This is a genomic window from uncultured Caulobacter sp., assembly GCF_947036865.1.
In the GTDB taxonomy this organism is placed as follows: Bacteria; Pseudomonadota; Alphaproteobacteria; order Caulobacterales; family Caulobacteraceae; genus Caulobacter.
Map to the genome: position 1 here is coordinate 338,181 of NZ_CAMQSF010000001.1, position 12,002 is coordinate 350,182.

The following is a 12,002-nucleotide window of genomic DNA, read 5'->3' on the forward strand; positions in this document are numbered from 1 at the left end:
CGGGAGGGTCGCACCATGAAGATCGGGCTAACCAGCGCCTCGGGCGTCGCGCTGCTTATCGGAATCGCCGGCCTGGGAGCGCCGGCCTGGGCTCAGGATCGAAAGCCCGCCGACCAGTCCACTCAAGTCGAGGAAGTTGTCGTTACCGGCTCCAACATCCGGGGCTCGGCCCTGGACGCCGCCCTCCCCGTCGAGGTGTACGGGCAGCAGGAGTTGGAGAAGCAAGGCTCGCCGACGGCGCTGGAATTCGCCAAAAGCCTGACGATCTCCGGTCCCACCACCGGAGAGTCTTACTATTTCGGCGGCCCGACCCTTGTCGGCTCGGTGAACTACAATCTGCGCGGCCTCGGCGCGGACAAGACCCTGGTCCTGCTGAACGGCCGGCGGATGAACCAGAACACCGCCAACGTGCCGTCGATCGCCCTAGCCCGCACCGAGATCCTCAAGGACGGCGCGGCGGTGATCTATGGCGCCGACGCGACCGGCGGCGTCGTCAACTTCATCACCATCGACCACTATGTCGGCCTTCAGGCGCAGGCCCAATACAAGCAGATCCGGGGCTCGAAGGGCGACTATTCGCTGGGCGTCATGGGCGGGGTCGGCGAGGATCGCGCCAATCTGCTGGTCTCGGCCGAGTACGAGCACCGCTCGCGGCTGAACACCCTGGACCGCGACTTCACCAAGGCCTCGCTGACGCCGGGAACCGGCTACAACCCCGCGCCCTGGTCGACTCTGACCAACCTGACGGGCTGGCAGCCGCGTGGCCCCCTGCCCGCCGTGCCCACCGCCACCGACACCGGCGAGTGGGGCCCGAACCTGGGCGGCATCGTCTCCGACTTCACCCCCGCCAGCTGCGCGGCGGTCGGCGGCCGCTACGACAACGTCTACACCTGCGCCTACAACTACATCCCGTACTACCGCCTGGTGGAGAACCAGGACACCTATCGGATCTACGCCCAGCTGAAGGCGCAAATCACCGACACGATGAAATTCCACATGGACGCTTCCTACGGCCGGGTGAACCTGCCGCAGGTCATGGGTTCGCCAGCCCAGCCGGTCTCCCGGGGTCCGGCGATGACCACCGGCGCCGTCAATCAGTTCTACGTACCGATCACCAACCCGTTCGCGGCCGAGTTCGCCGCCGCGCACGGGATCGTCGGGGCCTCGGGCTTCACCCCGATCACCTATCGGCTGTTTGGTCACGGCGGCAATCCGTACTATTCCGGCGGCGACGGCTTCGGCGTGGCCGACCGCATCGATAATAAGGTCTGGCGCATCTCGGGCGGGCTGACGGGCGATCTGGGCGACCTGGCCCCGTTCGCCAAGGCGGTCGGCTACGACTTCGCCCTGACCTACAACGACGCCTACAACTACAATACCCACGCCGACACCATCGGCTTCCGGCTGGAGGAGGCGCTGAACGGCTTCGGCGGCCCCAATTGCCACGCCGTCGACCTGGATCCCACTCGCTTCGGCACCCAGAACCCCGCGGCCGCCGGCAAGAACGGCTGCCAATGGTGGAACCCCTTCTCCACCTCGTTCAAGGGCCAGCCGGTCCGGGGCCTCGCCAATCCCAACTATATCGCCGGCCACGAGAATCCCGAGGACCTCAGCCTCTGGATGTTCGATCCCCGCGCCGTCGAGACGCTCAGCCACAACTTCACGGCCGATCTGGTGTTCAACGGCAAGTCGGGCCTGAAACTGCCCGGCGGCGAGGTCGGCTGGGCCCTCGGCGCTCAATACCGCAGCTTCGCCAACCGCGTGAACGTGCCCAGCCCGTTCAACAACGGTTCCGTCCAGTGCGAATGGCCCAGCAACACCACCAGCGCCAACGGCCCGGGCTCCAGCAATCTGAGCCCCACGCCGACCGCGACCAACGACCCGAACTTCCGGGGCTGCACCCCCGACGCGCCGGGGCCGTTCGTGCTCTTCGCCCCGACCCTGCCCTCCCGCGCGGATCAGAGCCAGTACTCGCTGTTCGGCGAGTTGCAGGCCCCGCTGTTCTCGACCGTCGACATCCAGCTGGCCGCGCGTCGGGAGACGTTCTCCAACCACCTCGGGGCCACGGTCTACAAGGTGTCGGGCAAGTGGAACGTCTGGGGCCCGCTGACCCTGCGCGGCTCGTACGGCACCAACTACCAGACCCCGCCGCTGGGCGTGACTCCGGGCGCGGTCACCGTCGCGGCGCGCACCTTCACCGTCGCGGCGAGCAACTGGCTGGCGGCCCAGTTCATCACCGACGCCAACCTCAAGCCGGAGACGGCCAAGACCGGCAATATCGGCGCGATCTGGCAGAGCCGAGGCCTGTTCGACGGCCATGACTTCCGGCTGATCGTCGACTATTTCGACATTCGCACCAAGGACCAGATCGGCCAGGTCGCCGATCCGAACCAGATCGCCAGTCTGGTCTTCAATGGCCCGGGCGGGACGATCACCACCTGCGACGCGTCCAAGCAGCCCCTGCTGGCGCGTATCAGCTTCAACGCCGGCTGCACGGTCGGCATGAGCGGGGTCGGGACCTTCAACGCGGTCTCCACCCGCTATGGCAACGGACCGGGCCAGACGACCAAGGGCTTCGACGTCCAGGCCAAGTACGGCCTGCCGCTTGGCAAGGGTGATCTCGACGTCAACATCACCGCCACCCGCGTCACCGAGCTGAAGACCGGCCCCACCACGCTGGACGGCGTTACGATCTCGACCGGCGACGATCGCCTGGGCACGCTGAACTTCGCCACCTTCGCCCAGGCCGCGCCGAAGTGGCGCGCCAACCTCGGTGTCAACTACGCGCTCGGCCATCAGAACTTCCGCCTCGGCGTCAACTTCGTCTCGGCCGTCGTCGACGAGCGGGCCGGGACGCAGTACGGCGAGAACGGTCGCGACTGGGTGACCACGGACTTCACCTATCGCCTGACGCTGGGCGACGACACCGCCCTGACCTTCACGGCGGCCAACATCTTCGACCGCGACCCGCCGCCGGCCCAGGAGGAGTTCGGTTACGACCCGTGGACCGGCAACCCGCTGGGCCGCACCTTCGAGATCGGCATCAAGAAGTCCTTCTAACCCCTTCCCCACCTCGCGCCTGGCGGATGGCCCTTGGTCATCCGCCATTTTTCAAGGAGGACAGAGCCATGGCGGTCGACCGTCGCGATCTGCTGATCGGCGCCGGCGCGGCGCTGGCGCCGCTGTCGGCCGCCGCGCGCGAAGAACGCAAACGCCCCGCGCCGCCCGGCTTCCTGTGGGGCGCGGCGATCTCGGCCTATCAGAGCGAGGGCGGCAACACCAACAGCGACGCCTGGCTGATGGAGAACATGCGGCCCAGCATGTTCAAGGAGCGCTCAGGCGACGCGTGCGACAGCTATCATCGCTACGCCGAAGACTTCGCGATCGCCGGGGGCCTCGGCTTCAACTGCTACCGCCTTGGCGTCGAATGGGCCCGGATCGAGCCGAGCGAAGGCTATTTCTCGGAAGCCGAGCTCGATCACTACGCCCGAATGCTGGAAACCTGCCGCGCGCGCGGCCTCAAGCCCATGGTCACCCTGAACCACTTCACGACCCCGCTGTGGTTCGCCAAGCGCGGCGGCTTCGAGGCGCCGGACGCCCCGGCGCTCTTCGCCCGTTATTGCCGCAAGACGGTCGAGCGTCTCGGCTGCCTCATGCACATGACCACGACCTTCAACGAAGCCAATATCCGTTTGCTGGTCGACCTGATGCCAGGCGTTCAACAGGCGATCCCGGCGGTCAAGGCCGCTGTCGCCGCGGCCGCCAAGGCCACGGACTCGCCGCGCTTCTCCCGACTGGCCTATGCCGATCCGCGGGTGGTCTCGCCGATCATGCAGGAGGCTCATCGCCGCGCGTACGACGCGATCAAGGATGTCCGCCCGAACCTGCCCGTGGGCCTCACCCTGACCACCCAGGACATCCAGTCGGCTGGGGACCCCGACCTCGTCGCCGTGTATCAGCGCAGGCTTTATGGCGACTGGGTCGAGGTCGCCCGAAGCCACGCCGACTTCTTCGGCGTCCAGACCTACACCCGCTTCATCGTCGACGAAACCGGCGTGCGCCCGCCGCCGCCGGGCGCCGAACTGACCCTCGCGGGCTACGAATTCTATCCCCAGGCCCTGGCCAACACGATCCGCTGGGCGCACGCGGCGGTCGGCAAGCCGATCTATGTCACCGAGAACGGCGTCGCCACCCGCGACGACGCCCGCCGGATCGCCTTTATCGACCAGGCGCTAGCCGGCGTCCGCCAGTGCCTTGACGGGGGGGTCCCGGTGCACAGCTATCTCTATTGGTCGCTGCTGGACAATTTCGAGTGGACCTCCGGCTACGGCGTGCCCTTCGGCTTGGTGGCGGTGGACCGCCAGACCTTCAAACGGACACCGCGTCCCAGCGCCGCGCACCTTGGCCGCATCGCCCGCGCCAATCTGATCTGAGCAAGGCTCCCGCCCTTCGGCGGCAACGCAGCGGCTCTGGCCTGGGAGCCGCGGTTGTCGGCGACACGCGGCAGGCGGCCGAAAGCCCGCGTGTAGCGCGGATCGCGCGGCGAAGACTGTTCGTCTTTCGGCGCGACCTCGCCGGCTAGGAGATCAGCGAGAGCAAACTCGGGACGACGCGCGGCGGCTTCGACGCGAGCGCGGATGCAAGGTCCTCGGACACGCCGGCCTCGCAGGCGTTCCTGAACTCGCGCGGCGAGCGGCCGTACTGTTCGCGGAAGGCCCTGCTGAAATGCGCCGAGCCGTTGAACCCCCAGCGAAAGCAGATCTCCGAGATCGACAGCCGCGCATGCTGCGGGCTGGCCAGATCGATCCGGCACCGTTCCAGGCGACGCGAGCGCAGATAGTGGCTGAAGGTCTCGTTGGCCGAAGCGAACAGCTTCTGCACGTAGCGCGGCGAAACGCCCTCCTCGTCCGCCACGCGACGGAGCGACAGGTCCGGATCCGGCAGCAGAGTCTCGATGGTTTGGCAGAGGCGCTGCAGATGCGCCGTGGGGGTCGAGGGATCCAGAGCGTCGGACGCGGCCGCGCCCCGTTCCAGCAAGCACTGAGCCAGGAATTCGGTCAGGGCCAGGTCGACCGGCCGCAGTTGATCGACCGACAGGTTCTCCAGTTCCTCGGCCGTGCCGCGCAGCAAGTCGGACAGGATGCGTGGCACGCCTTCCGCCCCCTCCAGCCGCCCCACGCGCAAATTGAAGGGCTTGATCAGGCGGTGATCCAGGGCGACGCGAGGCGCGCGGACAAAGAGCAGGCGCGAGCGAGTGTCCAAACGAAGCGCCGCCGACTGACCCGTGGGACCAAAGGCGATGTCTCCGGGCGAGACGCCGACGGCCAGGTCGTCGCTCACGAGGGTCGCTTCGCCATGCAGCAAAACGGCGAGCCACACGGCGGCGGGCTGCCCCGAGAGCCGACCCGAAATCGTCTGGGCGCCAGCTTCGACCAGGGCGAACTCGATGCCCAAGGGGGAGGTCAGGCAGATCACCGAAGCCGCGGCCGGCTCACCGGCCGTCAGACCCTCGATCGGCAGGCCCAGGCGTCCCATCGCGTCGCGCCAGGCCTCGGCCCGTTCGGCGCGCGGATGGCTTTCGGTGCTGAACGACCAGGCCTTCATCTCCTAACCCTTGAGCTTGGGAAAGATATCGCGGGGAATCCGGACGTGGCAGCCCTGGGTGCCGTCGACGACCTGGGTGACGCCGAAGTCCGCGGCCACGCTCATCAGGGAATAGGCGTCGTTCCTCGACAGTCCGACCTGATCGCTGAGCAGGCTCAGCATCTTGGTCGAGGCGTCGCGCATGGCGAGGTTCAGGTCCTCGTCGAAGCCATGGACGATCCACCACTTGGGCGTCTCCAGCAGCGGGCCGGGGGTCTGGATGTCCTTGCGCAGCACGATCTGCATCAGGACGTTCAGCGAGCTTTCGATGGCCGTGCCGGACAGCTCGCCGTCGCCCTGGCTGACGTGGGGATCGCCGATCGAGAACAGCCCGCCGTCGACCTGGACGGTGTAGTACATCGTGGCCCCCGCCCCGATGCGCCAGTTGTCGATATTGCCGCCGTGCTCGCCCGGCGGGATGGTGCTGACGCGGCCGTCGACGGCCGGCGCCACCCCGGCGGTGCCCAGATGCGGCCGGGCCGGAATCCGCACGCCCTTCAGCGCCGGCTGGCGATCGCATTCCGGGCAGTGGGTGATCGTGCCCGGGATCAGGTACTTGCCCTCGAAGTCGTAGGCGTAGAGCGCGCTGGCGGTGTTGGTGTTCGGGTCCAGCTCGTAGATCGTCACCCGCTCCTTCTCGCCGAACGCCTTGTAGAGATAGCCCCAGTTGGCCGCGAGGTTGGAGCCGTAGTTGTTGCGCGGGACCATGCGCAGATAGCGCACCTCCAGCACGTCGCCGGGCTTGGCGTCCTCCACGTAGATGGGACCCGTCATGATATGGACGCCGGGATTGCGGTCCTCCTCCGGGATCTCCTTGAAGATCCGGGTGACGCCGTCGTCCATCATCAGCTCGGGCGCGTCGCCGGCATGGTGGGTGATGGCCTCGGCCTGGATCAGGTCGCCGCTCCGGACCCGCAGGGCCGGCGGGGTCGACGGGTCGAAATAGCCCCAGTGCACGGTCTGGGGCGTGGCCTTCAGCGTGTGGAGGGCGCCGGGGACGACATCGGGACGGCTCTGGCCGGGTTCGCAGATGAAGGGCATCGGGATCTCCGGGTCAGGCCGCGGCGCTGGCCAGCGTCACGCTGGTCATGCTCAGCGAGCCGTGCTCGATGTGGTCGGGGGCGAAGCTGGGCGCGTCTCCGGGCAGGCGCGCGCCCAGCACGTACAGCAGCGGCCAGTAGTGGTCGGGGGTCGGCACAGACCGTCGGGCGTCCTGACCCTGGCTCTCGAAGCCAATCGCCCGCTGGGGCGCGTCCTCGAGAATGGCGGCCTTGATGTAGTCGTTGAACCGCAGCGACCAGTCGTAGGGCGGACAGTTCCTGTCGCCCCAGTCCATGGCCGGCAGGTTGTGGACGATGTTGCCGGTGCCGACAATCAGCACCCCCTCGTCGCGCAGCGGCGCCAGGCGCCGGCCGATCTCGAAGTGCCAGGCCGGCGGCTTGGTGGCGTCCATGCTCAGCTGGACCACGGGGATGTCCGCGTTCGGAAACGCCTTGCCCAGCACCGACCAGGTCCCGTGGTCGAGACCCCACTCGCCCTCGTCCAGGGCAACCGGCGTGGGACCGAGGATCTCGCGCACCCGCGCCGCCAAGGCGGGCGAGCCGGGGGCCGGATATTGCTGGTCGAACAAGGCCTTGGGGAAGGAGGCGCCGAAGTCGTGGATGGTGCGCGGCCGGGTCATGGCCGTCACCGCGATCCCCCCCGTCAGCCAGTGGGCCGAAACGCAGAGGATCGCCTTGGGCTTGCCCGCGGCCTCGCCCAGGGCCTTCCAGGTCCGGGTGGTGTCGTTGGTCTCCAGCGCGATCATCGGGCTGCCGTGACCAAAGAAAATGACGGGCAGGCGGCTCACGCGACGGCCTCCGCGCTGGCCGGCGTCGCCGCGCGGCCGGTCTTCAGCGCCGCCCAGGCCTTCTGGTAGCGCGGCGCGAGCCAGCGGTTGAACTGCACCTGCGCGCCCTCCTGCCAGGAGTAGCGGCCGCGGATGGCGAAGCGCGAGCGAAGGCCCTCCTGGACCAGGGCGTCGACGTGCATGTCCTGGGCGATGATCTTGCCGGCCGAGGTCATGATCATCTCGAGACGCTCGGCGAAGCCCGGGCTCTCGACGGCGCCGGGCGCCACCAGGATGCCGGTGTCCTGCTCCATGGCCTCGGGGCAGGTGGGCCGCAGGATCAGGTAGATCACCATGTCGCTGGTCATCACCAGCGACAGCGTCGGCGGGATGTTGGCGAAGGTCGCGCGGTTGCGGTCCTCCTCGGTCAGGTTCGGGAAGACCGGCAGCACCGCCTTCTGGGTCGGGTTGAACGAGGGGTCCTGGTGCAGGGCGCCGTTGTAGCGCAGGAAGCCGGCGTCGCCCTCGCCCGCCTCGGGGAAGCTGCACAACTCGCTGGGAATGAAGTCGTGCAGCGGGCCGCGATGCAGCTTGCTGGCGTGATAGCCGTCGTTGTTGTTCTCGAACATCACCTTCCAGTTCCAGGCGAACTGGCCGCTCATCGGGGGGCCGGCGCCTTCGGCGTTCGCCAGGTCGTAATTGGCCACGGCCGCCTCCACCGCCGTCAGGCGCGGCGCCAGCGGCGCGGCCTCGGCGTCGAAATTGATGAAGATGAAGCCCAGCCAGATCTCGACCTTGAAGGTCGGCAGCTTCACGGCCTTCTTGTCGAAGTCGCAGGTGCGCTCCATGGCCGGCGCGTTCACCAGGTCGCCGTTCAGCGAATAGACCCAGTGGTGGTACGGACAGACGAAGCCACGGGCGTTACCCCGCCCCTCGGCCACCAGCATGGCGCGGTGCTGGCAGACCGCCGACATCGCCTTGATCTCGTTGTCGCGGTTGCGGGCGACGATGATCGGCTCGCCGATGATCCGCGTCGTGAAGTAGTCGCCGGGCTCCTTGACCCAGTCGACGCGACCGACGCACAGCCATTCGTGATTGAACAGCGCCTCCTTCTCGAACTCGTAGAAGTCCGGATCGACATAACAGGCGGGCGGCAGGGTCTCGGCCGCGCCCACGTCGCGTACGGAGCGGGACAGGCCTTCGAAGAAGGCGTCGCTGAAGAGGCCGTTCGGCGGGCGCAGGCTCATCGTGAAGCGCTCTGAGAAGTCGGAAATCGACCGTGACGCTACGACCGCAGCGTGGGACGGTCTTGCTCCAGCGCGCACGAAGAGTTGGTCGTCTAGCGCCCTTCTCGGCGCGAAGCCGCATTCGCGGGCGTTCGGCGCCCCGTCCCGCCGAGCGGCGCCCAAGAGCCAGTCAACCGCCCGCCAGACAAGAAAGCCGTCGTGCGCGCTGGAGCAAGACCGGTGCCTCTTGGCCACCTAGGGTCGGACATCCCATCAGGAGGACGCCATGACGCTGGCCGCCGACATCGCCATCCAGGACCTGAAGCCGGGCTTCGGGGCCGAGATCTCCGGCATCGACCTGGCCTCCGCCCCCGACGCGGCGCTGGACCAGGTCGTCGACATCTTCCACCGCCACGGCGCCATCGCCCTGCGCGACCAGAAGATGGGACCCGACGACCTGATGCGCTTCATCGGCCGGTTCGGCGAGCCGGAGGATCACACCCAGACCCGCTTCACCCTGCCGGGCTATCCGAAGATCTTCATCCTCAGCAACCGGACCGTCGACGGCCGGCCGATCGGCGCCCACAACGACGGCGTCGGCTGGCACACCGACTACAGCTACAAGCCCGAGCCGGTCATGCTGACCATGCTCTACGCGGTCGAGGTTCCGGACGAGGGCTCCGACACCCTGCTGGCGGATGGCTGCGCCGCCTGGAACGCCCTGCCCGCCGACCGGCAGGCCATGCTGGAGCGCCTGCGGCTGCATCACAGCTACAAGCACTTCATGGCCACGCGGGCGTTCGGCGAGCAGCAGACCCTGTCGCCCGAGATGGAGGCGGCCAATCCCGACGTCGAGCATCCGCTGATCCGCACCCACCCGGCCGACGGCCGCAAGGCGCTGTGGCCCTCGACCGGCACGGTGACCGAGGTCATCGGCATGCCCGGTCCGGCGGGCCTGGCGCTGCTGGACGAGCTGGTCGAGTTCATGACCCAGGACCAGTTCGTCTATCGCCACAAGTGGCGGGTTGGCGACCTCCTGATGTGGGACAACCGCTGCACCCTGCACACCGGCACGCTGTACGACGACAAGAAGTACTTCCGGACCATGCACCGCCTGTGGGTCAAGGGCGACAAGCCCTACTGAGCCCATGACCAGAACCTGGTTCATCACCGGCGTCTCCGGCGGCCTGGGGCGCGAGATCGCTCGCGCGGCCTTGGCGCGGGGCGACATCGTCGTCGGCGCGACGCGCCGGCCGGACGCCGCCGCGGCCTTCGAGGCGATGGGCGGCCACGCGTTGATCATGGACGTCACCGACACCGCCGCAGTGAACGCCGCGGTCGCCCGCGCCGAGGCCGTTACGGGCGCGATCGACGTGCTAGTCAACAACGCCGGCTACGGCCTGGTGGGCGCGGTCGAGGAGGCCTCGCTGGACGAGGTTCGCGCCCAGTTCGAGGTCAATGTCCTGGGCCCGCTGGCGGTGCTGAAGGCCGCCCTGCCCGCCATGCGCGCCCGTCGGGCCGGCCGGATCATCAATATCACCTCGGTCTCGGGCCTCGCCGTCTGGGCGGGCACCGGGGTCTATTGCGCCAGCAAGTGGGCGCTGGAGGCCCTGACCCAGACCCTGGCGCAAGAGGTCGCCGAGTTCGGGATCCAGGTCGTCAATGTCGCGCCCGGCGGCTTGCGCACCGACTTCGCCCAAGGCTCCAAGGCCGTCGTGGCCCAGAAGCTCGCCGACTATGACGGCCTGGCCCGCGACGCCGAGCGGATCATGGCCGAGCACGCCGGCCGCGAGCCCGGAGACCCGGCCAAGGCGGCCCTCGCGATCCTGGCCATCGCCGACGCCGAGCACCCGCCGATGCATCTGCTGCTGGGCGAGGACGCCCTGAAATACGCCGACCACGCCGCCCACGGCCTGGCCGCCGACATCGATGCGTGGCGGGCGCTCAGCCTGTCCATCGGCTTCAACGACTGACCCGCAACGCGAGCGAGCCCCGTGACCAACACCCTGATCTTCGTCGACCTGGCGTCCGACGACCCGTCCGTCGCCGGCGACTTCTACGCAGAGGTCTTCGGCTGGCAGAACGACGCCCGCCCGCAGGGCGTCTACCACCGCATGATCCCGGGCGGCTTCTTCAAGAGGCCCGACGGAACCGACAGCGAGATCGGCAATCTGCATCTCGGGATCTTCAAGGCCGCCAACGCTCGCCCGCATCCGGAGCCCGAAGGCGTGGAGCCCCGCACCCTCAGCGCCGAGGGCCGCAAGCCGCGCGTCTGGGTGCTGATCGGCGACGACGACAGCGCCGACCGCATCCTCGGGACCGCCGAGCGCCTGGGGGCCACGATCCTGTGGCGGAACCACTACTGGCGAGAGTTCAACGGCTACAACCACGCCTTCCGCGACCCGTGGGGCAACGAGATCGTGCTGTGGGGCAAGGCGGGGACGGATCCGCGGGTGCCGGCGGATTTCACCCGCGAATAGCCTGTCGCCGCCTCAGAACGGCTTGTCTCCGGCGATCGTCACCCGATAGCCGGTCCGGGTGTCGGGAAAATAGTCCCAGATCGCCTGGTGCCAGGTGCAGCGGTTGTCCCAGAACGCGACCGAGTTCGGCTTCCAGCGGAACCGCACCTGGAAGTCCGGATTGCTAGCGTGCTGGTAGAGGAAGCTCAGGATCGCCTGGCTTTCGGCCTTCGACACGCCGGCGATATGGGTCGTGTAGGACGGATTGACGAACAGGCTCTTCCTGCCGCTGACGGGATGGGTGCGCACGATCGGGTGGGTCGAGCAGTTGTACTGGCGGTCGATGTCCGGGAAGATCGCCTTGTAGACCGGATTGGCGTCGTGAACCGCCGAGAGGCCTTCCAAGTAAGCCTTCATCCGGTCCGACAGCGTGTCATAGGCCCAGTACATGCTGGCGAAGCAGGTGTCGCCGCCGTGGTCCGGCAGGACCTTCATGTAGAGGATGCTGCCCAGCGGCGGCTCGGGATCGCAGGTCAGGTCCGAGTGCCAGGTCTCGCCCGCCACGAACTTGGAATTGGCGTCGGCGTGGATCGCCACGATCTCCGGATGATCGGGCAGGCCCGGCACGCCTGAGTGGATGGCCAGATCGCCGAACTTGCGCCCGAAATCCTTGTGGGCGTCGTGCGACATCTCCTGGTCGCGGAAGAAGATCACTTGATACTGGGTGAGCGCCTGGTGGATCTCCTCGAACTGGCGGTTCGAGAGCGGCTTGCCCAGGTCGACGCCGAAGATCTCCGCGCCGATCCGACGGGTCATCGGCTTCACGTCCAGCACGTCATAGGCCAT

At 68.0% G+C, this 12,002-nt stretch carries 10 protein-coding genes; 5 read left to right on the forward strand and 5 right to left on the reverse strand.

Annotated elements, in window-relative coordinates; genetic code table 11:
* The first annotated feature begins 15 nt into the window (after positions 1-15).
* Positions 16-3,060: a TonB-dependent receptor gene (locus Q0V34_RS01625; protein ID WP_297506812.1), complete on the forward strand. Its 3,045-nt coding sequence runs from the start codon at positions 16-18 to the stop codon at positions 3,058-3,060.
* Between the two features lie 68 nt (positions 3,061-3,128).
* On the forward strand, positions 3,129-4,433 hold the full coding sequence (locus tag Q0V34_RS01630) for a glycoside hydrolase family 1 protein (RefSeq protein WP_297506814.1): 1,305 nt from the start codon (positions 3,129-3,131) through the stop codon (positions 4,431-4,433).
* 145 nt (positions 4,434-4,578) lie between these two features.
* Here the strand turns inward: Q0V34_RS01630 and Q0V34_RS01635 are convergent, their stop codons facing one another.
* Genes Q0V34_RS01635 through Q0V34_RS01650 form a run of 4 tightly spaced genes read right to left on the reverse strand, consistent with a single transcriptional unit; the run spans position 4,579 to position 8,718 of the window.
* On the reverse strand, positions 4,579-5,604 hold the full coding sequence (locus Q0V34_RS01635; protein ID WP_297506816.1) for a helix-turn-helix domain-containing protein: 1,026 nt from the start codon (positions 5,602-5,604) through the stop codon (positions 4,579-4,581).
* Between the two features lie 3 nt (positions 5,605-5,607).
* Entirely contained in the window at positions 5,608-6,684 is a 1,077-nt protein-coding gene (locus Q0V34_RS01640) for an acetamidase/formamidase family protein (protein ID WP_297506818.1), read from the reverse strand.
* A gap of 13 nt (positions 6,685-6,697) precedes the next feature.
* Entirely contained in the window at positions 6,698-7,492 is a 795-nt protein-coding gene (ygiD, locus tag Q0V34_RS01645; protein ID WP_297506820.1) for a 4,5-DOPA dioxygenase extradiol, read from the reverse strand.
* Positions 7,489-8,718, reverse strand: a complete 1,230-nt coding sequence (locus tag Q0V34_RS01650; protein ID WP_297506822.1) for an aromatic ring-hydroxylating dioxygenase subunit alpha — start codon at positions 8,716-8,718, stop codon at positions 7,489-7,491. The genes ygiD and Q0V34_RS01650 overlap by 4 nt, the downstream gene beginning before the upstream one ends.
* Before the next feature lie 265 nt (positions 8,719-8,983).
* Between Q0V34_RS01650 and Q0V34_RS01655 the strand changes: the two genes are divergently transcribed.
* Genes Q0V34_RS01655 through Q0V34_RS01665 form a run of 3 tightly spaced genes read left to right on the forward strand, consistent with a single transcriptional unit; the run spans position 8,984 to position 11,177 of the window.
* Positions 8,984-9,841: a TauD/TfdA family dioxygenase gene (locus Q0V34_RS01655; protein WP_297506824.1), complete on the forward strand. Its 858-nt coding sequence runs from the start codon at positions 8,984-8,986 to the stop codon at positions 9,839-9,841.
* 4 nt (positions 9,842-9,845) lie between these two features.
* Positions 9,846-10,670 carry an oxidoreductase gene (locus tag Q0V34_RS01660; protein ID WP_297506826.1) on the forward strand — a complete coding sequence of 275 codons (825 nt, stop codon included), beginning with the start codon at positions 9,846-9,848 and terminating at the stop codon, positions 10,668-10,670.
* Positions 10,671-10,691: 21 nt separating this feature from the next.
* On the forward strand, positions 10,692-11,177 hold the full coding sequence (locus Q0V34_RS01665; protein WP_297506828.1) for a VOC family protein: 486 nt from the start codon (positions 10,692-10,694) through the stop codon (positions 11,175-11,177).
* A 12-nt stretch (positions 11,178-11,189) separates the two neighbouring features.
* Here the strand turns inward: Q0V34_RS01665 and Q0V34_RS01670 are convergent, their stop codons facing one another.
* Entirely contained in the window at positions 11,190-12,002 is an 813-nt protein-coding gene (locus tag Q0V34_RS01670; RefSeq protein WP_297506830.1) for a TauD/TfdA family dioxygenase, read from the reverse strand.